Below are 24529 nucleotides of genomic sequence, written 5' to 3'. Positions count from 1 at the left end.
CCTTAAGGAAATGCCTTTTGGAACTGTGGTGTAGAGGCCTAACATGCCTGCCTGTCACGCAGGAGATCGCGGGTTCGAATCCCGTCAGTTCCGCCATTTTTTTAAAAAAAGTTATACTACCCTGTTGGGAGCCATTAGCTCAGTTGGTAGAGCACCTGACTTTTAATCAGGGTGTCGAAGGTTCGAGTCCTTCATGGCTCACCATTCATGAACTTATATGTCATGGATATCATTGTATTGCGGACGTGGCTCAGCGGTAGAGCATCGCCTTGCCAAGGCGAGGGTCGCGGGTTCGATTCCCGTCGTCCGCTCCATATTTGCGCCCTTAGCTCAGCTGGATAGAGCGTTTGACTACGAATCAAAAGGCCGGGAGTTCGAATCTCTCAGGGCGCGCCATTTAACTTCATAAGCCGGTGTGGCGGAATTGGCAGACGCGCGCGACTCAAAATCGTGAGGGAAACCGTGGAGGTTCGAGTCCTCTCACCGGCATGTATTCCGGGATGTAGCTCAGCTTGGTAGAGCACCTGGTTTGGGACCAGGGGGTCGCATGTTCAAATCGTGTCATCCCGATTCAAAAGGAAAGTCGCTTGAAGAAGCGGCTTTTTTTGTTGTATTTGTTGTCTTTTTTTGTATAAATCAGTAATCGTCAGGTCACACTAACACAAAAAGTGGGACGGAAGGGATTACTGTGAAGCGATTAGGTTGGAAAAAACACATTAAACGACGCTGGAAGCAGTGGAGAAGAACGGTGTGGGCCTGTACTATTTTTGGATCGTCTTGTTTGCTGGCAGGTTTAGGTATCCTGTTTTCACGTCATATGCAGACGATGCTGTCACAGCCCCTTGCTGTTACCGCTATGGCGGAAGTTGATACGGAGGAGCCTTCTTACACGAATCCGGCCGAAGTGCATTCCTCGCAGGTGCAGGTATTACAAAGTATCCGTGCTTCGGGCATCAGCAGAAAGACTCATTTGTTAACTACCTATGTGTGCGGCACAGAGACACTTTCCTTGGGAACGTTAAGTTCGCAGCAGTTAGAGAGTTTGCTGAAGCAGCATCCCGATTGGAAGGGACGGTTAAATTCTAGGGGCGAAGTGTGGCTGGAGCGTAAGGTAGAGGATTTGTCGGAGTTATGCAAACAGCACGCCTACATGGGTATTAGTATGGATGGACAGCTTACTTTGTTTGAAGGACCGCCTAAAAAAGAAAAAGTAATTCGGACTTTCTTTCAGCTGGATGTGGGATCAATGGAGACAGCTCTGCCTGAGGGAGTGTATGAGCAGCTCCGGCAGGGAATCCGTGTGCAGGATATGAACGAATACAACAGCGTGATTTCTACTTTTGGTGATTTTGCAGTGGAACGAACACAGCGGGTATTGAAGCAGCAATATTGATTACATGCAAGAGGGAGGCGTGTAGGCTTTGCCCGGGGGGTGAGGCGTACAACGTCTCTTTTTTTGTGCTGAACTTAGAGTTAAACTTTTTACTCTATTAGATGCAAAGTTTTGTTATAATGAAATGAACGACACATATGTTCGCTTTGTTTAGTATTTGGCAATGATTATGGTTTCGATATTGATCGTTGGTGGCTAGTTAACGTCGTATTTTTGGCGATAGGGGAGAGATTTTTTTGCGTTTTCTAGGAATTGATCCGGGTATTGCAATTGTGGGCTTTGGATTTGTAGACAAGATTGGCAGTAAGGTGGTTCCTGTTCAATATGGCTGCATCCAGACGGAGGCCCATACACCGGAAGAAGAGCGGTTGCTTCATGTGTATGAAGGCATGCTGCAATTGATTGATAAATATAAGCCTGATGCGGTAGCGCTGGAGAAGCTTTTTTTTAATCGTAACGTAACAACTGCAATGTCTGTGAGTCAGGCGCGCGGTGTGCTGGTGCTGGCTGCGAAACAACGTGGTCTGCCTATAGGGGAATATACGCCTATGCAGGTGAAACAGGCTATTGTAGGGTATGGAAAGGCTGAGAAGAAGCAGGTACAGGAAATGGTTAGAATGTTTCTGAAGCTTCAAGTTGTGCCCAAACCGGATGATGTGGCGGATGCTTTGGCAGTGGCTATTTGTCATGCACATTCATATGGACTAAATTCAAAGTTAAATGAGGTATTGCGAAAATGATAGATTTCTTGCGTGGTTCCGTGGCTCACTTGGAAAATGAATATGTCGTTTTGGATGTGCAGGGTGTCGGGTACCGGGTGTTTTGTCCAAATCCTTATGCCTTTGCCAAAAAGGAAGGGCCTGTTGTCATTTATATTCATCATCATGTAAGGGAAGATGCTATTTTATTGTTCGGGTTTGCGACTCGTGAGGAACAGCAGTTGTTCCGTAAGCTGATTGATGTATCCGGAATTGGGCCGCGTGTGGCACTAGGCATCTTGGGAGGCGGTACACCTACTCATGTGGTAACGGCAATCTATCAGGAGAACATCGCATTTCTCACCAAACTGCCGGGTATCGGTAAAAAGACAGCACAGCGCATGATTTTGGATTTGAAGGATAAGCTGGACGGCATCGGTTCAATCGGCATTGCGACGGGATTGTTTGCGGAGCCTGTCGTGGAAGAAGGCGAGGGTTCCTATTGGAGCGAGGCACGAGAAGCGCTTAAGGCGCTGGGCTACACAGATGCAGAGCTGGATAAGGTATGGAGCAGAATGAAGAAAGATGCGAAACCTGATGAATCCGCCGATATTTTGATGAAGCGGGCTTTGCAACTGTTGTTTGCCGGATAGGACGATGATGTCCGTTAAAAGAAGTCTGGTGAAAAGGAGGAGCGATGGAATATGGATGACCGGATTATTTCCGCCAATTTGATGATGGAAGACCAGACGGCGGAGCTAAGCCTTCGCCCCCGTTATCTGAATGAATATATCGGGCAAAATCAGGTAAAAGAAAATTTGAAAATATATATTGAAGCGGCCAAGATGCGTAAAGAGGCGCTGGATCATGTGCTGCTGTACGGTCCGCCTGGATTGGGCAAAACGACGCTCGCCAATATTATCGCCAACGAGCTGGGTGTTAATTTACGCACAACCTCAGGCCCGGCAATTGAAAGACCTGGAGACCTGGCAGCGTTGCTGACTAATCTTCAAGAGGGCGATGTTTTGTTCATTGACGAGATACATCGCTTGCACCGTACGGTGGAAGAGGTCATGTATCCGGCAATGGAAGATTTTGCGCTTGACATTATGATTGGTAAAGGCCCGAGTGCGCGTTCGGTTCGTCTGGATTTGCCGCCCTTTACGCTTATAGGGGCTACAACACGCGCTGGGCTGCTTTCTGCGCCCTTGCGTGACCGATTTGGTGTCATTAGTCGATTGGAGTTCTATACGACAGACGAGCTGGCCTACATCGTATCAAGGAACGCAGATATTATGGAGATTGAGATTGTCGGAGATGCGGCTGAGGAAATTGCATTGCGTTCACGAGGGACACCACGGATTGCGAATCGGCTGTTAAAAAGGGTGCGTGATTTTGCCCAAGTTGCAGGAGACGGTATTATACATTCAGAGTTGGCCGCAGAGGCGTTGAAGAGACTGCAAATTGATCCGCGTGGACTGGATGAAATTGACCATAAAATGCTTAAGGCGATGATTCATTCATTCCGTGGCGGACCTGTGGGATTGGATACAATTGCAGCGACCATTGGCGAAGAAAGTCAGACGATTGAGGATGTGTACGAGCCATATTTGTTGCAAATCGGCTTTCTGCAAAGAACACCGCGGGGACGGATGGTGACTCCGGCGGCCTATGCTCACCTCGGAATTCCCATGCCAACGGATTCACGTTGAGCAGGGAGTGTGTACTTTTATCACATGAGAGCAGGCAGTAGCGGCTCATACACAGGAAAGTGTAGCTGAGATTAGTTCTTAACGTGATTACACGGCTATGACAAATATGATATTGCGAGATGGATGGTATGAGAAAAGAGAGTGCGTGAATTAAGATTTGAGCGGGTTCAAGTTTAGGCGTATTTCGCCGATGTATTAACAGGGACAGGTATGAGTCAAGTTCCCGCCAAATCATGCAGTATGCGTGCTATGACAGCCAGAAATGGGGGAGCCAGAAATGAGTGAAAAAGCGTTGAATCCAAACACAATTTTCGGCACATGGGCGGGTCGGGCAAAACGGGCAACAGCGGCTATAGTAATAGCTGTTGTTTGCCTGCCTTGGTCTCCGACTGTTCACGCCGCTGCCGTCCAAGAGGATATTCGTGTAGTGATCTTTGCGGATCTGGGCAGCAAATATAAAGCGACTACACCTGCTGTTACCTTGAAATCATCAGGGGGGCTGAGTGTCGGACAAAACAGTGGGGGCAGCTTTCAGGCCTGGACGGGACTTCCGGACAGCACAGCACGTTTTAGTGTAGACAGCTATCGGGTGAAGGTACTTGAAGGAAATGAAGCGGCTGCGATAAAAGCGGCTCAAGTATTGCAGAAGACCAATGATAAACCGACGGTTTTTATTGGCTCGAAAAACGGTAGCTCTGTCTATCAGGTGTATGCGGGAATATATGCGAGTGAACAGGCGGCGCAGGCCGCTGTACAGCGCATTTCTACTGCAACCGGAGCACAGGCCGAAGTTACGGGGAACAAGCATTGGTCTACAGGGAACTATGGCAGTGAGCAAGAGGCCAATCTCGTCCGAACGACGATTGCTGCCGCAGGTTTTGATGCTTTTACCGTAGTTCAATCGAGAGGTCAATATGCTGTGTGGATCGGTGAAGAGAGTAATGACAGCAAGTTGTCCGCTTTGAAAACAGAACTGGAAAGCAAGCAACCGCGACTTACCCTCTCTAAAGTCAATGCTACTCAAACTGGACTGATTGTGAGACAGGAAGCAGGAGTAACGACAGGCTCTCAGGTGATGACTCATTACGTGCTGAGCGGTTCTGATAATAGCAAGGTTATGGTCAACGGAGGCAACGATGGAATTCAGGTGGTTGAGAGATCACAGCGTACATATCGTGGAGACATGGAGATTGGCATGACGTCAGGACAGCTAGCGCTAGTAAACGAAGTGCCGTTGGAGCAGTATTTGTATTCCGTGGTAGGAGCTGAAGTCTATTCCTCATGGCCGGATGAAGCGCTCAAGGCACAAGCGGTAGCGGCTCGCAGCTATGCGCTTGCCCAAGGCAATCGTTTTCAGATCGGTAACGTGGTGGATGGAACGTTAAGCCAGGCTTATAACGGCAAAGGCTCGGAGCATGCAAATGTTAGCGAGGCTGTAGATGCAACCGCTGGTGAAGTGATTAAAAGTGGTGGCAAGGTAGTTGAAGCTGTATTTTCATCCAATGCGGGTGGCGTTACAGCGGATGCTTCCGAGGTGTGGAACAGTGGCGGCGAAGCGTTTGCCAGCGTAGATAGCTCTGGAGATACTTCGGCGCAAAAAGGAGCACAAGAGTGGTATCACGTGCTTCTCTCCAGCGGAAAAACAGGCTATATCCGAGAAGATAACGTTAAGGAGTTGGAGGGAGTCACAGAGGCGGGGCTAGACAAGGTCACCGTGACTGCTGAAAATACCAATGTGCGTCCCATTCCTCAAATTCAATCAACTGTGACAGCAGTAGCCAAGGCACAACCGGGTGAAGAAATGATTGTACTGGAAAAGGTGCCTCAATCTGGAGACTACGCATGGGTGCGGGGACCCTTTACGGCCGCTCAGCTTGTAAAATCCTTGCAAGGGAAAGTAACGGGTACAGTACCGTCCACTATTGACCATCTCGATGTCACCAAACGCGGTCCGTCTGGACGAGTGGTGGAGGTTGAAGCGAACGGATCGCCCTTAAAGGTGAAATATCCTGATATGTATCGTTCAGCGATGGGAGGATTGCCGAGCACGCTGTTTGATATTGCGAGTACTGGCAGTTATACTGTATTAGGCGCTGATGGGGCTACTACTCATGTAAATGGTGCACAGGGAACTACAATCCTGTCGGCATCAGGGAGCAGCACTTCCAGTGGTAACGGGGTGATCATCATGAATGAAGATCGTCATGCGCGAGTCATCGACAAAACGCAAAGCTTTATTTTTACAGGCAAAGGGAATGGTCACGGTTTGGGCTTGTCACAATGGGGAGCCAACGGTTTGGCTGATCAGGGGTATGATTACAAGAAAATTTTGCAACACTATTACAAAAATGTGGATATAGTTAAGGACTGACCAATATATGAACGTAAACGATTACGATTTTGAATTACCTGAAACATTAATTGCACAGACGCCTTTGCTTGATCGAAGTGCTTCCAGATTGCTGACGTTGAGCAAGGGGAGCGGTGAAGTGGGTCATCATACATTTTCAGATATTGTGCAGTATCTTCAACCGGGCGATACGCTGGTGCTGAATGATACGCGAGTGATTCCTGCACGCTTGTTTGGTATCAAGGAAGATACGGGGGCTAAGGCCGAGGTGTTACTGCTCAAACAACTGGAGGGTGACCGATGGGAAGCATTGGTAAAACCCGGCAAGAAGTTGAAAAAGGGCGCGGTCATCGTTTTCGGTGATGAGCTGAAGGCGGTCATTGAGGAAGAAGGCGATATGGGCGGAAGAGTGCTCTCCTTCTCATATGAAGGTATTTTTCAGGAGATATTGGATCGTCTTGGGCAAATGCCGCTTCCACCGTATATCAAGGAGCAACTGGATGACCGTGAGCGTTATCAGACGGTTTATGCCCGGCATGAAGGCTCAGCTGCGGCTCCAACCGCAGGATTACATTTTACAGAGGAATTGCTGGACCGAATTAGAGAAAAGGGTGTTTCCATTGCCTTTGTCACCCTTCACGTCGGTTTAGGAACGTTCAGACCCATGTCTGTGGATACGATTGAAGAGCATGTGATGCATGAAGAATATTACTCGTTGTCACAGGAAACGGCAGATGTGCTGAATGAAACCAAAGCGCGTGGCGGAAGAGTCGTGGCAGTGGGGACAACCAGTTGTCGGACGCTGGAGACTGTGGGCAATACATTCGGTGACGGACTATTGCAGGCCAGCAGCGGCTGGACGCAGATTTTTATTTATCCAGGTTATGAATTCCGTGTGGTAGATGCGATGATTACGAATTTTCATTTGCCTAAATCCACATTGGTTATGCTGGTCAGCGCACTGGCGGGCAGGGAGAATATTATGCATGCTTACCAGGAGGCGATTGACCGGGAATATCGGTTTTTCAGCTTTGGGGACGCAATGTTCATTTATTAATTAAGGATGGTAGAGAAAATATGGCACCAGCAATAAGATACGAACATATTAAAACCTGCAAGCAATCGGGAGCCCGTCTTGGGCGTGTGCATACACCTCACGGGGTTATAGAAACACCAACCTTTATGCCTGTAGGAACACAAGCTACAGTTAAAACGATGAGTCCTGAGGAACTGAAAGAGATGGATGCTCAGATTATTTTGAGTAATACGTACCATCTGTTTCTTCGTCCTGGTCACGATATTATTCGTGAAGCGGGTGGGCTGCATAAGTTTATGAACTGGGATCGTCCTATTTTAACGGACAGCGGCGGGTTTCAAGTGTTTTCATTAAGTGAAATGCGTAAAATTACGGAAGAGGGCGTTCATTTTCGCTCTCATTTGAATGGAGATAAGAAGTTTCTTTCGCCGGAGGTGGCAATGGAAATTCAAAACTCGCTCGGCTCGGATATTATGATGGCCTTCGATGAATGTCCTCCTTTTCCGGCTGAATATGAGTATGTGAAAAAGTCGTTGGAACGCACCAGCCGTTGGGCTGAGCGCTGCCTGGAGGCGCATGCGCGTCCTCATGATCAAGGGTTGTTTGCCATTGTTCAAGGAGGGATGCATGAAGATTTGCGCAAGCAGAGCGCGGCGGATTTGACTTCCATGGATTTCCCGGGGTATGCTATTGGTGGACTGAGCGTAGGTGAACCGAAGCATTTGATGTATGAAGTGCTGGATTATACGCTTCCTTTGCTTCCCACTAACAAGCCACGCTATTTGATGGGCGTAGGTTCTCCGGATGCCTTGATTGAAGGCGCTATCCGTGGTGTGGATATGTTTGATTGCGTACTTCCAACACGAATTGCTCGCAACGGGACAACGATGACCAGCCAAGGCCGTCTTGTTGTTCGCAATGCCCAATATGCAAGAGATTTCGGCCCGCTTGATCCGGCTTGTGATTGCTATACCTGTCGTAATTATTCACGTGCTTACTTACGACACTTGATTAAAGCGGATGAAACCTTCGGGCTCCGACTGACAACGTATCATAATTTGCATTTCTTAATTCAATTGATGCGCAATGTCAGACAAGCGATTATGGATGACAGACTGCTTGATTTCCGCGACGAATTTTTTGAGCAGTACGGTCTTCATGATAATGATAAAGGTTTTTAAGTTTTAGGGAGAGTATACGAAAGGGGGATTTAACATGTTTCATTTTGCTACAGCTGCTGCTGCACCCGGTGGAACTGGAGGACTTTTTCAAATGATCTGGCCACTGGCTCTGATGTTTGTAATCTTCTATTTCTTGCTGATTCGTCCGAATCAGAAAAAACAAAAGCAGCGTCAAACGATGCTTCAAGCCTTGAAAAAGGGCGATAAAGTTATTACAATCGGAGGTCTTCACGGTACAATTATGGAGATTACGGACGATGTGGTCGTTTTGCGTGTGAATGATGTTACGAAGCTGACCTTTGATCGCAGCGCGATCAGCAATGCGATTGCAAAAGATGCAGCTTCCGAGGAAGTTGTTTCCAAATCATAGCATATGGGCATAACATGCAAAAACCGAGCCTTTGAGAAGGGCTCGGTTTTTTGTGTTGTTTCGCCACATACATTTTGATTATCTGCTCAGGTTAATCCCAAACATCCCGCCCCCGGCTCCAATGATAAAAGCAATTCCCAGATGCAAAAGATCCTTGGCGTTCATGCCTGCATCCAGTGCCAGAAAACCGACCAGCAGCACGATTAGCCCATATAGGATGCCTGTAATACCGCCTTGATACCAGCCTTTGTTCGTGGATCTTTTACCAGCGACGAAGCCGCCGGATACCATGGCGAATGCATGAACGATGTACGTATACAACGATAAATCCTGTTCCTGCATCTGTGTCAGCCACAAGAGTAGCGAAAGGATAAATGCGCCAAGCAACATCCATGCAAAAGCATAAAACAAGCCGGATAAAATGGGATGGGCCAGACGAAACGAACACCAGCGGCGAATGAGCTCCATTGATAATTCCTCCTGTACCAAGGTTTGGACTATTATAATTCTATGGCCAAGCCTCCCGGCTTAGTACCAAGTCGCAAGCAGTCTTTGTCTTTATTTGAATAATTTAACCTTTTGTTTTTTTGTATGGTTGATATGAGAAACGGTCAGAATACGTGTACAATGAACGGCGAATGTCTTGTCGCAAGTACAGGAGAGGAGGCGACATGTTGGGTCACGATATTTTTGCACATATATTTCGAACGTTGCTCATGTATTTTATTGTATTTCTGGTTATGCGCTTAATGGGTAAACGGGAGATCGGAAAATTATCTGTTTTTGACCTCGTGATATCCATTATGATTGCGGAAATCGCTGTATTCAGTTTGGAAGATATAAAACGTCCGTTGTATGAAGGGCTGATTCCTTTGGGCGTGCTGCTGATTTTGCAGATCGGAATTTCGTATTTCAGTCTTAAAAGTCGGCGTCTGCGGCTGCTATTCGATGGTAAGCCCAGTGTATTGTTCTCCAATGGACAAATAAACAGGGAAGAAATGCTGAAGCAACGCTACAATTTAGATGATCTGCTGTTACAACTTCGGGAACAAAATATCGAAGGCTTGGACCATGTAGAATATGTTATTTTGGAAACGACAGGCAAGCTCACGGTCATACGTAAAGATGATAACGTTGAAGATAGTGAATCTGATAAGCAGAAACAAAATTTAGGACAAACGAATTTGACAAACAACGATCAACAGGAGAATAAAGTCCATCATTCGCCTCAAATCGGCGGGAAGTTTAGATATGAAGGTCTTCCCATTCCGTTGATTATGGATGGCAAGGTGCTGGATCGAAATTTGGAACGTATGGATATGAACCGTTTTTGGCTTAAAAATCAGATTCAAGCTCAAGGACATAAAGATTTTAAGGATGTTTTCTTGTGCTCGGTTAACCATAAAGGCGATGTATATATTACGCCGCCGGCCTTCGGGGAATCCTTGGATTAAGCCTGCTATGCCTTAAACCATCTTCTTAGGATGGGGATACGGGTGAGATTGTCCCAGTCGATCATTTTGGTCAGGGTCATCAGAAAAAGGTACAGAATAATGCCCAAGCCTGCGGCGAAGAGAAATTGCAGCCACATTTGACTGAAAACCGTTAGATGTCTGTAAGCATATAAGACGGCAGCCGCCATGATAACCATCCCGACTCCGGTATTCCAGAAATCAAGCAGTCGCACGCGAAACCGAAGCAGTCTGCTTACACTGAAGCCATGCAGAAGAGTGACTATGGCACTATTGATACAAATGGCGATGACAGCTCCATAGATACCGTATTGAGGCTGGGAAGCAAGCCAGACGATAAGGGCGATTTTGATAACGGCTCCGACAAAGGTATTGAATAAGGCGCTTCCGGGACGATCCAGAGCCTGAAGTGCTGCCTGAAGCGGGGCCTGGATGTACATAAAAAGAGCAAAGGGAGCCATGAGCTTAAGCATGCCCGCAATGTCGCCATTGTTGTAGAGGAGCAGGCACAGAGGCTCTGCCAATACATACATGATGACAGCAAAAGGGGCTCCTGCAACTAAAGCAAGCCGAAGTGATTGATGCAATCGCTTATGAATGGCTGTCATTTGTCCCTTGGCAGCAGCTTCGGATAAAGAAGGTACAAGGGAAACAGCCAGTGAACTGGTGAGGACACCGGGGAGTAACAATACAGGAATAACCATCCCCTGCATGGCCCCGTATTGGGCGGTTGCCACTCCGGTGGCAATACCTGCTACGGCCAGGCTGCGCATACATAGAATAGATTCGAGCAAATAGGACAACGATCCCACAAGTCTTCCGGCTGTTACGGGAACCGATATAGACAGAAGTCGTGACAACACAGACGGTTGATCGGAATGAGCTCCTGAAGATGGAGATACTTCCGGTTGTAGGGGTATATCACTTTTTTGCTGGTTCCACTTGTATTGCCATAGAAGAACAATCATGCCGATAAGTTCACCTGCCAGTGCACCGAGCATCGCCCCCGCAGCAGCATAGGCTACGCCATGCGGAAGGAGAAGGTAAGCAAACCAAATGACGCAAAAAATGCGTATGACAGTCTCGGCAATGGAGGAGCTTGCGGACGGAATCATATTTTGTTTTCCCTGAAAATAGCCTCTGTAGGCAGAGGAAACAGCAACTATAACAATCATCGGGCTCATGCTGACAAATGTATAATATACACGGCTGTCTGTCAGCAGGTGGCTTGTAATCCAGGGGGCAAAGAGAAGACAGAGCACCATGGCCAGCAGGCTGAGTGTAACGGTGAAACGCAGGCTGCTGTGCAAAATACGTCGTGACATTTCGGGCTGACCCGCGGTTTCAGACTCGGCTACAAGCTTGGCTACGGCAAGCGGTATCCCCCCGGTAATAAGGGTTACCAACACGATAAAAAAGGGATACCCCTGTTGGTACAAGCCGACCCCTTCGGGACCGATAATACGCGGGAGCGCGATTCGCGGAATAAAACCCAGCAGCCGATTGATAATTCCAGCCGCTAATAAAATAATTGCTCCATGGATGAATGTCTGCTTTTTCAATCGCAACTCCCTCTTCCCCAAAATGAATTCCGCGTCTATGTGTTACTTTAAAAGATATGCCAGACCTGTCCATGTTCATGACAAGCTTTTCCGAATGAAAGCATAGGGATCAGGACAACAAGAGAGGGAGTGGTGAATTCTGCTATTGACGATCGAAATGAATGCATATATTGTTGGTTTACGGCTATTTTCGACGAAAAAGAAGGGTTTTCCAGGATCAGGGCAGAAATGTTCTATAAAGCAGTCAATAACCCGTTAATTGCTGATCTGCGGAACCGGAGTCGCTGGGAGGAGGAACGGCCATCGTGGGTATGGAAGAGCTGGATGAGCAGGATTGGGATGACGCAATTGAGATGCTGTGTCAAAGCAAGGCGGACGAGTTGATTCTCGTGGGCTATGAGCATGTCACAAGCAAGGACGTGTGGAATTGCGTCAGCCATAAATATGAAAAGGAGGGTATTCCTCCGCTGCACAAGCTCGTTAACGATATACTTTCCCTTAAAGCGACGAGCTTTATGAACTATTTGACAATGTCCGCATTACGGGGCTCCACTTTCGAATAGAAGGGGGTCTTTTTTTGCGTTCAAATTGACTGCTTTTTGAGGGGTAGCTATAATAGGAATATTGAGAATGAAAGGGGAACATGGGACGGAATGAAGAGAATTCTAAGTTTCATCGTGGTCGTGCTCATAACCACTGGTGTTATGGTCGGGACAAGCCCGGGCCTGCTAAACAGTTTAAAACTAGGCCTCGATTTAAAGGGAGGCTTTGAAATCTTATATGAAGCCCAGCCTTTGGAAGCCGGGCAGAGTGTAACCAAACAGTCTCTCATACAAACAGCTCAAAGCCTGGAGAGACGGATTAATGCGCTCGGTACGACTGAACCGGAAGTAACAACGGAGGGTAGCGACCGTATTCGTGTGCGGCTTGCTGGTGTCTCCAATGAGGCAGAAGTCCGCTCCATGCTGAAAAAGCCTGCCGAGCTGACGTTCCGCAGTGCGACGGCAGAGGATGCCAAAAAGCCGGGCCAATTCAGCAAAATTGAGCTTCGCGGTAATGATTTTGTGGAGAATGGCGCTGTTGTCGGCTTTGACCAACTGAATCAACCTGAAATTAGTATCAAAGTGAAAGACAAAGCCAAGTTTGCTGAGATTACAAAGCGACTTCTTAACAAAGAGTTGGCTATTTTCCTGGATCAGGAATTGCTCTCCGCCCCAACGGTACGTGGAGAACTGACGGATGGCAGCGCATCGATCACAGGTAGCTATACTCGTGATGAAGCGAACAAGCTGGCCGATACGATTAACCTGGGTGCACTTCCGCTCAAACTGACGGAAAAATATTCTCAGAGTGTAGGCGCTACACTGGGCCAATTGTCACTGGATCAAACGATTCGTGCCGGTTTGATTGGTTCGATCATTATTCTGGTATTCATGATTTTGATGTTCCGTGTACCGGGACTGGTTGCCAGCTTCTGTCTCATCGTTCATACCTGGCTGGTGCTTGCGATCTTCTATTTTGGTGGTTTTGTGCTTACGCTTCCGGGTATCGCAGCGTTCGTGCTGGGGATCGGGATGGCGGTCGATGCCAATATCATTACGTATGAGCGTATTAAAGAAGAAATCAAGACAGGTAAAACGATTCGTTCTTCTGTCATCGCAGGTAGTAAGGCCTCGTTCCGTACCGTTATGGATGCCAATGTTACGACAATTATAGCGGCTGCTGTTATGTTCGGTCTGGGAACAGGCTCGGTTAGAGGTTTCGCTCTGGTGCTCATCGTTGATATTGTCACCAGTATTTTGACGAATATCTTCTTCTCCCGTTTCTTGCTCAATCTGCTGGTTAAAGCGGATGCTGTGAAGAAGCCCAAGTATTTTGGTGTGAAGGAGAGTGATATCAGTGCGCTTTAATTGGGACTTTAAATATATCAAGATGAGCAAGTGGTTTTACACGTTTTCGATTATTATCACCCTGCTTGGTATTTTGAGCTTGTCGATTTTCGGTTTGAATTACGGTGTTGATTTCCGTTCCGGTTCCAATGTGGATGTCAATTTGACCAAAGCAGTTACACAGGAACAGATTCAAACCTTGCTGGACAAGAAGGGTATCGGCAAAGAGGTGGATTATACGCCGGGTAAAGAGCGCTTCGGTATTCGTTTTTCGCAGGTATTGACGGATCAACAAGTGAATGATTTTAAAACATCTTTCAATAAAGAGCTTGATCCAAAGGCTTCTTTTGAGGTAAATACGGTGGATACGGAAATGGCGCAAGAGCTGGAGCGAAATGCAATATGGGCAATTTTGCTGGCCTGTGTAGCCATCGCTGCCTATATCTCGATCCGGTTTGAATGGCGGTTTGCCATTGCAGCAATTGTTTCGCTGTTGCATGATGCATTTCTTGTTATCAGTATTTTTTCCATCTTCCGACTTGAGGTGGATTTGACCTTTATTACGGCAATTCTGACGATTGTCGGCTTCTCCATCAATGACACCGTCGTTATTTTTGACCGTATTCGGGAAAATTTACGATTTGCGAAGAAGAAGTCCAGGGACGACTTGGAACAGGTGGTCGATCACAGTATTGCACAGACGATGACTCGTTCACTTGCAACCGTGTTTACTGTGTTTATTGCCTCCTTGTGCTTGTTCATTTTTGGCGGCGAGTCGATTCGGATGTTCTCGCTTGCGATGGTTATCGGTTTGTTGTTCGGTGCTTATTCTTCCATCTTCATTGCCAGCCCGTTATGGGTAGCCTTGAAAGGGAAACAAAAGTCTCCGGCAACTGGCGGTGGTGCAGCCAAGACTGCAAAGTCTTAAATTACGCTTAACATCAGCAGTATGAATTAAAGAGAGAGCCGCGTCTGCATGGGCGCGGTTTTCTAAGGTTTGGAGAATTTGAAATGGAGCATTACCGGGAAATTGTCAGTTCAGGATTGAGGGGGAAACGTTGTGAATAGCGAGCGCAGCCGATCATTGGAAACTGCGGCGTGGAGCGGGATTGTGGGTAATCTTGCATTGGCTGTTCTAAAGGGAACCGTCGGTTATGCGGCAAACAGCAAGGCGTTGATGGGGGATGCGCTGCATACGGCTGCGGATAGTGCTTCCCGTTTGCAGGAGCTTTTGTTTTCCAAAGGTGCAGCAGAGCATGGTATACTGGCACGGTTACGGAACGGTGAAAAAGTCCGGACTGTCGTATCGGTGGTACTGGCTATATTGGTGCTGATGAGTGGCCTTCAACTGGGCATATTGGCTGTTCGTTCTTTAAGCAGTCCAGAGCCGCAGGCTCCAGGTCTGTATGCACTAATTACCGCTTTTGCTGCTTTGGTACTGAGAGAGGCGCTGTTTCAGTTTCAATACCGCTACTCCATTAAACACGGTCATAAGGCCGAAGCAGATTTGTACGCTAATCATGAACGGTATTCACTTTATGCATCGCTGATTGCACTGATCGGTATGATTGGGGCAATGACAGGCGAAGCGATGGAGTGGCCTGCATTATTATATCTTGACCCGACTGCTGCGTTGCTGGTAGCCTGTCTGGTGTTGCGTAAAGGATATCTGATGGTACTGAATACCGCCTATCCGGCTCCTGCACAACCTCTGCGTGAGGAAGACTCACAACGCTTTATGGAGACGATTCAGCGGGTGCATGGTATTGTAACAGTTGAGCATATGCATGCGCAGGAAGCAGGTCATTTTATAACTGTGGATGTAACCATTAGCGTGAATCCCCGGATTACGGTGCAAGAAGCGCAGGAAATTGCTGATCGGGCAAAAAATCTGCTACTGGCGCGTTTTCCGCAGGTGACCCATGTACAGATGCAGTTTGTTTCTTATCAAGCCGGGTATCCTTACAAGTCTAATCATGAACTACCGGATAATGATGTGTCGTCCTTGCTGCAATAATTGCAGGACGACTATGAAAGAAAGGTGAATAGGATTGCTTCATTCGCAGTACCGATGGAAGACCCCGGAGGTTAACCTGGAAGCGGCCCAGCCGTTGACGGAAGAGCTGGGGATTTCACCATTGTTGTCCCGGCTTTTAGTGAATCGGGGTGTCACTACGGCCGGGGAAGCAAACCGCTTTTTGTACGGAAGTGTAGACGACATACACGACCCTTTTCTGCTCATGGGCATGAAAGAGGCAGTGCCGAGGATCCGTCAGGCGCTAGAGCGTGGCGAGCACATATTAATTTATGGTGATTATGATGCGGACGGGGTATCCAGTACGTCATTGATGATTCAGCTTATGCGCTTCCTGAAAGCTTCGTATGATATTTATATTCCGCACCGCTCCAATGAGGGATATGGACTGCATAATCATGCCCTTGATTGGGCTAACCAGCAGGGGGTTACGCTCGTCATTACCGTGGACACGGGAATTAGTGCAGTAGAGCAAATCGCTTATGCGGCAACCTTGGGTATAGATGTTATTGTAACAGACCATCACGAGCCTCCTGCTATGCTTCCTGAAGCGTATGCTCTGATCAATCCGAAGCTGCCCGGCTGTCCCTATCCATTCAAGGGTCTTGCTGGTGTCGGTGTCGCTCTAAAGCTGGCACAGGCGCTGCTGGGTGAAGTACCCGAGGAATGGTTTGAAATTGCTGCTATCGGTACGGTAGCTGATCTGATGCCGTTACATGGTGAGAACCGGACGATGGTACGTAGAGGGATTCAGTCCATGAGAAGCTCTGCGTTTCCGGGTATTCGGGCGTTGCTTGGTATAGCGGGTGTGGATATGTCTACAGTGACCTCTGTCAACATTGCATTTGCCTTGGCTCCCCGGATTAATGCCAGCGGACGTCTGGATCATGCAGGACGGGCGGTCTCCCTTTTAACGACAGAGCAGGAGGAAGAAGCGGATCAGCTCGCGCATGCGCTGGATCTGCTCAATCGGGAGCGTCAGCAAGTAGTTGAACGTATTGTGGAGCAGGCCGAGCAGCAGCTGGCAGCCAAGCTGAATGGAGGCACGCTGCCGTCTGTCATCGTATTGGCTGGTGAAGGCTGGAACGTAGGTGTCGTGGGGATTGTGGCATCCAAGTTGCTGGATCGCTATTATCGTCCAACCATTATTCTGGGCATAGATGCAGAGACAGGAATGTGCAAAGGGTCTGCCCGTTCTATTCCGGCCTTGGATATTTACAGTGCTCTGACAGATAGTCATGACCTGATGGAGCACTTTGGCGGTCATCCTTCGGCTGCGGGTATGACGCTGTCTCGGGACAATCTGGCATCGTTTGAGGAGCGGTTAAATCGCTATGCCGCTTCCATTCTGACGCCAGACAATCTCGTTCCTGTAGCCGAGGCAGATATGGTTTGTCGTTTGGACGAGGTATCTTTACAGGTGGTTGAAGAACTGGAGTTACTCCAGCCCTTTGGTATGGGGAACCCGTCTCCACGTTTCGTGTTACAGGGTCTTCAATTGCGTGAGGCTCGTAAAATGGGGCGTGAGAAAAATCATGTAAAGCTGTTGCTGGAGCAGAACGGATTATCGCTGGATGCGATTGCCTTCCGGCGTGGTGATCTGGCTGATTTTTTGCAGCAGCAAACCGAGCTTGATCTGCTGGGCGAGCTGTCTATTAATGAATGGAACGGTAAACGCTCCCTCCAACTAATGATGCAGGATATCCGTGTACAGGCTCCGCAAATTTTTGATTATCGGGGAGTATCGGACCCTTTTGCTGAGCTGGAGCGGGGGCTAAAGATCTTTCATCCTCGTATAGAAGAACGAAAAAATGACGTTGCTGTTGTGATGCATCCATCGTCCAGGCTTCGTCCTTCTCGTCCAGTGAACGCCGATTCCATATGGGTATATGATAAGGAGGGCGGCGTTACTCCCGGCGATGATCGAAGGGATACACAACACTCTGTAAAGTCATTGTTCGTGTTGGAGCCACCGGATACACCGGAGCAGTTGCAGGCATTGTGGTCTACATTTGAAGATGTAGAGAATGTGTTTCTCCTTCATTCGGTCAGTGAACGAGGCGGTCGGCTCGTCAGCCCGGACAGAGAGCTGTTCAAGCGTATTTACGTTGTGCTTTCCCGAATGGGGGCACAGCCTGTGGATGAAAAAGCGACGCTGCCCGCTCTTAGTCGTCAATGCTCCTGTTCAGTACGGATGCTGTCTAAAGTGCTGGACATTTTCGAGGAGCTTGAGTTTATAACGCGTACAGAAGGGCGCTTCTGTTTTGTGTCCAATCCACCCAAGCGGGATTTAACGTCTTCTCCACGTTATCAGGAATTGCATGATATGGCTGAAATGGAGCGTTATCTGCTGGATGCGGATACAACCCAGATGACAAGCTGGATTATGTCGCTTATGAAGGGCGCGTCTTGAGGCATAGCCTCGATGCTGATGATGTAGGATGGCTATATTAAATTAGAAGTTTACAGTAGGAGGAACTAAGTTGGACTACAAAGAATACATTCGGGTGATTCCCGATTTCCCACAACCAGGGATTAGTTTTAAGGACATTACGACCCTGATGAAAAATGGAGAATTGTACCGCAAGGCAATCAATGATATGAAGGAACTGGTATCGGATTTGAAAATTGATCTGATTGCAGGTCCCGAAGCACGTGGGTTCGTTGTAGGTGCTCCTCTGGCTTATGCACTTGGTGTCGGTTTTATTCCCATCCGTAAAAGCGGCAAGCTGCCTGGTGAGACGATCGAGGAAGCATACGGTTTGGAATACGGCAAGGACATGCTGGCTATGCATAAGGATGCAATTGAGCCGGGACAAAATGTTTTGATTGCGGATGATCTGCTTGCTACAGGCGGAACCATCGCTACATCAGTGAATTTGGTACGTCAACTTGGTGGAAATGTGGTAGGGGCTGCTTTTCTTATAGAGCTGTCTGATCTGAATGGACGGGCGAAATTGCCTGACGTAGATGTATTTACGCTGATTACGTACTAAGCGCTCTAAGCCTGGGGGTTTCCCGGGAAATATTTGAGCATGAATATCCTAAATAGCTCGATGGAACATCTCTTTTCTTAAAGAGTTGCTCCATCGGGCTATTTTTGTTTAGGAGTGCTTTTGCTTGGAAATGTAATTTACATAAACTTTCAATTTATTTACGAAAATCGTTATAAAAAATTTAAACGAAATGTCGATAAACAGTTAAAAAGGGGCAGGGGTGGTCATATTGCGTACATTTCAATTTAAAAGCTTACAGGCACGAACATTCTCTACCTTGATTCCTCTTGTACTTGTGACTTTGATTTTAATCAGTTTATTGTCTTACTTTTTTGCCAAGCAAAAGCTGGATGCGGAAATTAGCCAGAATGCTACCCACTCTTTGTCGGGAGTTAAAGCAGATATTGCAGCTCATGTGGATCGACATGCTTTACTTGTCTCCATGCTGGCCAAGAGTGCAAAGCAGTTGGGAACAGGAATGAAGATTGACGATTATGGACATTTGTATGAACAAGAGCTGGCATTGAATGATATGACCTATGGTCTGGGTGTTTTTTTCGCCAAGGATGCGTATGAGCCAGATACGACATATCGATCCAATTATGTGTATAGAAATGGCGGACAGATGAAGCAAACGACCGAATATGATGATCCACAATATAACTATTTAACACAGCTGTGGTATACAGGGGCTGTTGAGCGTGGTAAAGATATAAACTTTACGGAGCCTTTTTAGATTCCAAGCTGAAAGTAAATATGATTACTGCCGGAAAAGCATTTTATGACCGAACAGGTAAGCTGATGGGTGTCATTACAGGTGACTTAAGTATGGCGAGTATTCAAGCCTATATCGAACGGATGAAATTCGATGCTCAAGGAAGTGCGGTTTTGATGGACAAGAATGGAGCGATCCTGTCATCGGGGCTCCAATCCATAAAAGCAGGTGAACCGCTGGCGAAAGTGTTGGGTACGGAGGCGGCACAAACTATCCAAAATGGTGTTTCCGGGCAGATATCTGCGTCCATCGGGAATGAGGATTATCGGATATTGTATGATACAATACCACAAACCGGTTGGAAAATTGGGGTGCTGCTGCCGGATTCGGAGCTGAATCGTCCTGCGAACGAAATGCTTAAGCTGCTCCTTATCGTTAGTGCTATCGGAATTGAACGTTTGACCGAGGTCACCCGAGGAATGCATAAAGCGAAGGCATCTATGGATGAAGCAGGCAAGGTAGTAGGCTCGTTGAATGAACGGTCGGCCCAAATTGGCAGCATTATCGAGATCATTCAAGAAATTAGTGGACAGACCAAGCTATTGTCGCTGAATGCCCCTATTGAGGCAGCACGTGCGGGTGAGCATGGCCGAGGGTTCGCTGTTGTGGCTTCAGAGATCGGCAAGCTTGCCTTAAATGTCAGCCAGTCAGCAGAGCAAATTACGAGCCGAATCCGGTCCATGCAGGAAGAAACGAAATTAGCAATGGAAGGGATGCAACAGGGCACTCTGGAGATGGATGAAGGTGTGGCAATTTTGCAGGAGGTGGAACAGCGCTTTGCTGCGATGAATCAGGATATCCAGCAGGTGGCGATTGAAGTGCAGGAGGTTTCATCGGCTTCGGAGCAAATGTCAGCAGGCTCAGAGGAAGTTGCGGCATTTATTAGTTACCTTGCCGATATTGCAAAAGCTTCTGCTGAACGTGCTGGGCAAGCCTCTGAACGATCTGAACGGCAATTGAAAGCGTTGGAAAGTCTGGATAGCTCAGCGAAGTCACTTACAGGTGTTTCTGACACGCTCAATCAGGTGGTATCCCATTTTCGTGTGTGATGTTGTTTGAAAATACAGGCGCTGCAATAAAAAAAATCGCCGTTCTCCATGGGCCGTGGCTCAACACGCTTTGCCGTTTTGGCAGGTGGTGTTTATCGCAGCACATGGAGTCGGCGATTTTTAATGTGATGGGACAGGGATCAATCCGGTGTTTTTTCGGTCAAGGGTTCCTAAGTTTTATCATTGGACCAGCCGAGTACGTCAATCAGCTTGAAGAACAAGCTAAGGATAATCCCAATGATTGTAGCCAACGCCATACCTTTGAGGGTAACAGCGCCCCAAGTGAGTGTAGTACCACTGATTCCGACGACCAGTACGACCGTAGCAAGCAGCATGTTAGTAGGCTTGGCGAAATCAACTTTTTGCTCCACGAAGATTCTCAGACCGGAGGCAGCGATGACACCGAACAACAGCAAGGATACGCCACCCATGACCGGAGCCGGGATATTGGAAACAATCGCCGAGAAGGTGCCTGAGAAGGACAACAGGATGGCAATGACAGCGGCTCCGCCAATGACCCATACAGAGTACACTTTCGTTAATGCCATGACACCGATATTTTCACCATAGGTTGTATTGGGCGTTGAGCCGACAAAACCAGAAAAGATAGTGGAGATACCGTTACCCAGCAGCGAACGATGCAGGCCGGGATCTTTGGACAACTCGCGTCCGACAATGTTGCTAGTCACAAGCAAATGCCCGATATGCTCCACGATAACGACCAGAGCGACTGGAAGAATTGTCAGCATAGCCGAGGTGTTAAATACTGGAGTGGTAATTGCAGGATGTCCGAAAAAAGGAGCGTCCGCAATGGCTTGCGTGTTTACCATACCCATAAAATAAGCGAGCACATACCCAACCACGATACCAATCAGAATATGAATGATTTTGGCAAACCCGCGAAACAGCACGGCTCCCAGAACAGTGACACCTAGTGTAACAAGGGAAAGGGTAATGGTTTTGGGATCCGGGGTCCAGGCTTGGGTGGGATCGGCATTGATAATGCCTGCCATGCCCGCTGCAACCGGAACCAGCTCCAGACCAATCAGGGCTACGATGGAGCCCATGACAGCCGGTGGGAATACAACGTCCAGCCACCGGGTTCCGGCGTATTTGATCACCAGCGCAACAAGGCAGAAAATAATACCTGTAACAATGAAAGCGCCGAGGGCCATGGCATAACCATTGCCGCCAGGGTTATTTTTAAGCACGAGACTTACTGGAGCGATAAAAGCGAAGCTGGAGCCGAGATAGGCGGGAATTTTGCCACGGCAGATCCAGATGTACAGCAATGTGCCAATTCCGTTCATTAGCAAAATCATGCCGGGATCGACACCGAAGATATTCGGTACCAGCACGGTACTGCCAAACATGGCAAACAAATGCTGTACGCTGAGCAGGAACCCGGGTCCTGCCGGAAGCTTTTCATTAACTTGAATTTCGCGTTGCAACGCAGTTCACTCCTTAGTTCTTTCAATTATCCTTTTATACATTAATTACTTTTTGTTTTTTTTTCAATATAATTCGTTTCATTTCGTCAACAATCCTGATTTCATTGGCCTATATGTGTCGGAATGACACGACAATGCCAAACCTGTAATAGTTGACGTGTGACGTGGTAACCGTCATAATTGTAGGAAATCACTTTTAAAAGGGAACCTTTGCGCGACATTGATCGGCGGGTTCCATTTTGCATAGAAAGGACACGGAATAGAGCAGAATGGGGATAGAGCAATTACTTAAAAAGGCTGGGGCCTATACCAGAGAAGCAGATCTTATCCGCATCAGGGAAGCCTACAATTTTGCTGAGCAGGCCCATTCCGGCCAGACTCGCAAGTCCGGTGAACCTTATATTCTGCATCCGCTTGCGGTTGCTGATATCGTCGTTAATATGCAGATGGATACCATCTCCATTATCGCCGCTCTTTTACATGACGTTGTGGAGGATACGACGGTGTCTTTGGCGCAGATTCGCGAGCATTTTGGCGATACATGTGGGATGCTTGTCGATGGTCTGACGAAGCTGGAGCGTATCCAGTTCCGTTCCAAGGAAGAACAACAGAACGAAAATTATCGTAAAATGTTTATTGCCATGGCACAGGACATTCGCGTCATTGTCATCAAGTTGGCGGATCGTCTGCATAACATGCGCACCTTGAAATACCAGTCCGAGGAAAGCCAGCGCCGGATCGCTTATGAAACGTTGGAAATTTTCTGTCCGATTGCGAACCGACTGGGTATTTCAGCGATTAAATGGGAAATGGAAGATATTGCTCTGCGCTATCTAAATCCTCAGCAATATTATCGCATCGCTAATTTAATGCATAAGAAGCGGGCAGAGCGGGAGCAGTTTATTGATAACGTTATAGAACGCATTGCTGAGAAGCTGGAAGAGATGGGTATACAGGCCGATCTATCCGGGCGTCCCAAGCATATTTACAGTGTGTTTAAAAAAATGACAACGAAAAACAAGCAATTCAATGAAATATATGATTTGCTGGCGATTCGGATCATTGTGGATAACATTAAGGACTGCTATGCCACACTGGGCATTATTCATACATTGTGGAAGCCGATGCCGGGGCGGTTTAAAGACTATATCGCCATGCCTAAGGCCAACATGTATCAGTCCCTTCATACGACAGTAGTAGGTCCGAATGGCGAACCAACCGAGGTACAGATACGCACGGTAGATATGCACCGTACTGCTGAGTTCGGGATCGCGGCTCACTGGGCCTACAAAGAAGGCAATGGATCGAATAACACCAATTTTGAGGATAAAATCACCTTTTTTCGCGAAATTCTGGAGCTGCAAAATGAGGCGAAGGACGCGTCGGAATTTGTGGAATCGCTCAAAATGGACTTTTTCTCCGACCTTGTTTTTGTATTTACGCCAAAAGGAGAGGTTATTGAGCTGCCAGCCGGATCGGTTCCGCTGGACTTTGCTTTCCGTATCCATACCGAAGTCGGGAACCGCACAATCGGCTCCAAGGTAAACGGCAGAATTGTGCCGCTGGACTATCGGCTTAAAACCGGCGATATCGTCGAAATTATGACGTCCAAGCATTCTTATGGACCTAGTCAGGACTGGCTCAAAATTGCTCAGTCCTCTCACGCGCGCAGTAAAATCAAACAGTGGTTCAAGAAGGAAAAGCGTGAGGAGAATGTCGAAAAAGGCCGCGAGAATCTGGAACGTGAGCTGAGAAAACGCGATATAGAGCCTTCGGTGTGGATGACCGACGACAAGCTTCAGGAAGTTGCGCAAAAGTTTTCTTTTAACGATATTGAGGATATGCTGTCTGCCATCGGCTTTGGTGGAATTACAGCAGCGCAGGTCTGCACACGTTTGACAGAGAAGCTGCGACGGGAGCAAGAAGAAGCGCGGCTGATTGAGCTGACGACCGAGGTCAAGGAATATAAGCCGCAGGGCGAACGGAAAAAAACACCGACCAATGGTGTCAGCGTCAGAGGCGTAGACAATTTGCTCGTTCGTTTTGCACGCTGTTGTAATCCTGTGCCGGGAGACGACATTATCGGTTATGTAACACGTGGCCGCGGGGTATCTGTTCACCGCACAGATTGTCCTAATATCCCTTCGGGTACGGGCGAAGATCAGGCGCGTGTGATTGAGGTTGAGTGGGAAGAAGCCGCAGAAGTGAATTACAGCGTCGATATTGAAATTACGGGACATGATCGTAACGGCTTGTTGAACGAGGTGCTTCAGGCTATTTCTGAAAATAAAACCAGCTTCTCAGCCGTTACAGGCCGTACGGACAAAAATAAAATGGCGATGATTCACATTACGATTCTCATCCGCAACACGGATCATTTGCACTCTGTTGTTGAGCGAATCAAACGGGTGAAAGATGTGTACACCGTTCACCGGATTATGCAATAACCCTTGTGGGTGTGAAAATAGGTTTACAGCCTTTGTAACGCATTTTGGTACAAGGACACGTTATGTTGCTAAAAGAGACGTGGCGTGCCTGTATACGGCTTGTAAAGGGCAAG

The 24529-nt window shown here is 47.7% G+C and carries 21 protein-coding genes and 6 tRNA genes; 24 read left to right on the top strand and 3 right to left on the bottom strand.

From position 1 onward, the window contains the following. Positions 1-19 precede the first annotated feature (19 nt). From HPL003_RS26965 to yajC, 14 genes are all read left to right on the top strand, one after another. Positions 20-96, top strand: a tRNA-Asp gene (locus tag HPL003_RS26965). A gap of 32 nt (positions 97-128) precedes the next feature. Further along, positions 129-204 (top strand) — tRNA-Lys (locus tag HPL003_RS26960). 35 nt (positions 205-239) lie between these two features. Continuing rightward, a tRNA-Gly gene (locus HPL003_RS26955) sits at positions 240-314 on the top strand. 5 nt (positions 315-319) lie between these two features. After that, positions 320-396, top strand: a tRNA-Arg gene (locus tag HPL003_RS26950). Between the two features lie 13 nt (positions 397-409). After that, positions 410-489: transfer RNA gene (locus HPL003_RS26945), tRNA-Leu, on the top strand. Positions 490-496: 7 nt separating this feature from the next. Beyond that, positions 497-570 (top strand) — tRNA-Pro (locus HPL003_RS26940). A 118-nt stretch (positions 571-688) separates the two neighbouring features. Further along, a complete protein-coding gene (locus HPL003_RS26935; protein WP_043922514.1) occupies positions 689-1393 on the top strand; it encodes a BofC C-terminal domain-containing protein in 705 nt (234 codons plus the stop codon). Between the two features lie 236 nt (positions 1394-1629). After that, entirely contained in the window at positions 1630-2133 is a 504-nt protein-coding gene (ruvC, locus tag HPL003_RS26930; protein ID WP_014282985.1) for a crossover junction endodeoxyribonuclease RuvC, read from the top strand. Continuing rightward, a complete protein-coding gene (ruvA, locus tag HPL003_RS26925; protein ID WP_014282984.1) occupies positions 2130-2744 on the top strand; it encodes a Holliday junction branch migration protein RuvA in 615 nt (204 codons plus the stop codon). The genes ruvC and ruvA overlap by 4 nt, the downstream gene beginning before the upstream one ends. A 51-nt stretch (positions 2745-2795) precedes the next feature. Further along, entirely contained in the window at positions 2796-3803 is a 1008-nt protein-coding gene (gene ruvB / locus HPL003_RS26920) for a Holliday junction branch migration DNA helicase RuvB (RefSeq protein WP_014282983.1), read from the top strand. Positions 3804-4080: 277 nt separating this feature from the next. Next, complete coding sequence (locus HPL003_RS26915; RefSeq protein ID WP_014282982.1) at positions 4081-6174, top strand: SpoIID/LytB domain-containing protein; 2094 nt, start codon at positions 4081-4083, stop codon at positions 6172-6174. Between the two features lie 7 nt (positions 6175-6181). After that, positions 6182-7210, top strand: a complete 1029-nt coding sequence (gene queA / locus HPL003_RS26910) for a tRNA preQ1(34) S-adenosylmethionine ribosyltransferase-isomerase QueA (RefSeq protein WP_014282981.1) — start codon at positions 6182-6184, stop codon at positions 7208-7210. Between the two features lie 20 nt (positions 7211-7230). After that, positions 7231-8370, top strand: coding sequence for a tRNA guanosine(34) transglycosylase Tgt (tgt, locus tag HPL003_RS26905; protein ID WP_014282980.1), 1140 nt, complete (start codon positions 7231-7233; stop codon positions 8368-8370). Between the two features lie 34 nt (positions 8371-8404). After that, on the top strand, positions 8405-8740 hold the full coding sequence (yajC, locus tag HPL003_RS26900) for a preprotein translocase subunit YajC (protein ID WP_014282979.1): 336 nt from the start codon (positions 8405-8407) through the stop codon (positions 8738-8740). Between the two features lie 78 nt (positions 8741-8818). Here yajC and HPL003_RS26895 read toward each other — a convergent pair whose 3' ends face one another. Beyond that, entirely contained in the window at positions 8819-9208 is a 390-nt protein-coding gene (locus tag HPL003_RS26895) for a TIGR04086 family membrane protein (RefSeq protein WP_014282978.1), read from the bottom strand. A gap of 206 nt (positions 9209-9414) precedes the next feature. On the opposite strand from HPL003_RS26895, the gene HPL003_RS26890 reads away from it, so the two are divergent. Next, on the top strand, positions 9415-10194 hold the full coding sequence (locus HPL003_RS26890) for a YetF domain-containing protein (protein ID WP_043922966.1): 780 nt from the start codon (positions 9415-9417) through the stop codon (positions 10192-10194). Between the two features lie 5 nt (positions 10195-10199). Here HPL003_RS26890 and spoVB read toward each other — a convergent pair whose 3' ends face one another. Next, positions 10200-11774 carry a stage V sporulation protein B gene (gene spoVB / locus HPL003_RS26885; protein WP_014282976.1) on the bottom strand — a complete coding sequence of 525 codons (1575 nt, stop codon included), beginning with the start codon at positions 11772-11774 and terminating at the stop codon, positions 10200-10202. A 305-nt stretch (positions 11775-12079) separates the two neighbouring features. Here spoVB and HPL003_RS26880 point away from each other — a divergent pair, with 305 nt between their 5' ends. The 8 genes from HPL003_RS26880 (at position 12080) to HPL003_RS30290 (ending at position 20518) form a co-directional block, all read left to right on the top strand. Beyond that, positions 12080-12337: a post-transcriptional regulator gene (locus tag HPL003_RS26880; RefSeq protein WP_013311570.1), complete on the top strand. Its 258-nt coding sequence runs from the start codon at positions 12080-12082 to the stop codon at positions 12335-12337. A 90-nt stretch (positions 12338-12427) separates the two neighbouring features. Next, positions 12428-13684 carry a protein translocase subunit SecD gene (secD, locus tag HPL003_RS26875; RefSeq protein WP_014282975.1) on the top strand — a complete coding sequence of 419 codons (1257 nt, stop codon included), beginning with the start codon at positions 12428-12430 and terminating at the stop codon, positions 13682-13684. Beyond that, a complete protein-coding gene (gene secF, locus HPL003_RS26870; protein WP_014282974.1) occupies positions 13674-14591 on the top strand; it encodes a protein translocase subunit SecF in 918 nt (305 codons plus the stop codon). Before secD ends, secF begins: the two co-directional genes overlap by 11 nt. A gap of 132 nt (positions 14592-14723) precedes the next feature. Next, a complete protein-coding gene (locus tag HPL003_RS26865; protein ID WP_014282973.1) occupies positions 14724-15680 on the top strand; it encodes a cation diffusion facilitator family transporter in 957 nt (318 codons plus the stop codon). Between the two features lie 34 nt (positions 15681-15714). Next, entirely contained in the window at positions 15715-18111 is a 2397-nt protein-coding gene (gene recJ, locus HPL003_RS26860; RefSeq protein WP_014282972.1) for a single-stranded-DNA-specific exonuclease RecJ, read from the top strand. Between the two features lie 70 nt (positions 18112-18181). Then, positions 18182-18694, top strand: coding sequence for an adenine phosphoribosyltransferase (locus HPL003_RS26855; RefSeq protein ID WP_014282971.1), 513 nt, complete (start codon positions 18182-18184; stop codon positions 18692-18694). A gap of 229 nt (positions 18695-18923) precedes the next feature. Then, on the top strand, positions 18924-19430 hold the full coding sequence (locus HPL003_RS30130) for a PDC sensor domain-containing protein (RefSeq protein WP_238533426.1): 507 nt from the start codon (positions 18924-18926) through the stop codon (positions 19428-19430). 20 nt (positions 19431-19450) lie between these two features. After that, positions 19451-20518 (top strand): methyl-accepting chemotaxis protein, encoded by a 1068-nt coding sequence (locus HPL003_RS30290; protein ID WP_274378188.1) that lies wholly within the window; start codon positions 19451-19453, stop codon positions 20516-20518. Positions 20519-20688: 170 nt separating this feature from the next. Here HPL003_RS30290 and uraA read toward each other — a convergent pair whose 3' ends face one another. Further along, entirely contained in the window at positions 20689-21969 is a 1281-nt protein-coding gene (gene uraA, locus HPL003_RS26845) for a uracil permease (protein WP_014282970.1), read from the bottom strand. Positions 21970-22238: 269 nt separating this feature from the next. Between uraA and HPL003_RS26840 the strand changes: the two genes are divergently transcribed. Next, on the top strand, positions 22239-24416 hold the full coding sequence (locus tag HPL003_RS26840; protein WP_014282969.1) for a RelA/SpoT family protein: 2178 nt from the start codon (positions 22239-22241) through the stop codon (positions 24414-24416). Positions 24417-24529: the final 113 nt, after the last annotated feature.

Source organism: Paenibacillus terrae HPL-003, from assembly GCF_000235585.1.
GTDB lineage: Bacteria > Bacillota > Bacilli > Paenibacillales > Paenibacillaceae > Paenibacillus > Paenibacillus terrae_B.
This window is presented reverse-complemented; position numbering and strand designations above follow the sequence as displayed.

Bases quoted from the DNA above. Each gene is read 5' to 3' on its own strand.
- ruvB (WP_014282983.1), top strand. From the start codon at position 2,796: ATGGATGACCGGATTATTTCCGCCAATTTGATGATGGAAGACCAGACG.
- ruvA (WP_014282984.1), top strand. From the start codon at position 2,130: ATGATAGATTTCTTGCGTGGTTCCGTGGCTCACTTGGAAAATGAATAT.
- HPL003_RS26840 (WP_014282969.1), top strand. From the start codon at position 22,239: ATGGGGATAGAGCAATTACTTAAAAAGGCTGGGGCCTATACCAGAGAA.
- HPL003_RS26895 (WP_014282978.1), bottom strand. From the start codon at position 9,208: ATGGAGCTCATTCGCCGCTGGTGTTCGTTTCGTCTGGCCCATCCCATT.
- HPL003_RS26915 (WP_014282982.1), top strand. From the start codon at position 4,081: ATGAGTGAAAAAGCGTTGAATCCAAACACAATTTTCGGCACATGGGCG.
- queA (WP_014282981.1), top strand. From the start codon at position 6,182: ATGAACGTAAACGATTACGATTTTGAATTACCTGAAACATTAATTGCA.
- yajC (WP_014282979.1), top strand. From the start codon at position 8,405: ATGTTTCATTTTGCTACAGCTGCTGCTGCACCCGGTGGAACTGGAGGA.
- HPL003_RS30290 (WP_274378188.1), top strand. From the start codon at position 19,451: ATGATTACTGCCGGAAAAGCATTTTATGACCGAACAGGTAAGCTGATG.
- secD (WP_014282975.1), top strand. From the start codon at position 12,428: ATGAAGAGAATTCTAAGTTTCATCGTGGTCGTGCTCATAACCACTGGT.
- tgt (WP_014282980.1), top strand. From the start codon at position 7,231: ATGGCACCAGCAATAAGATACGAACATATTAAAACCTGCAAGCAATCG.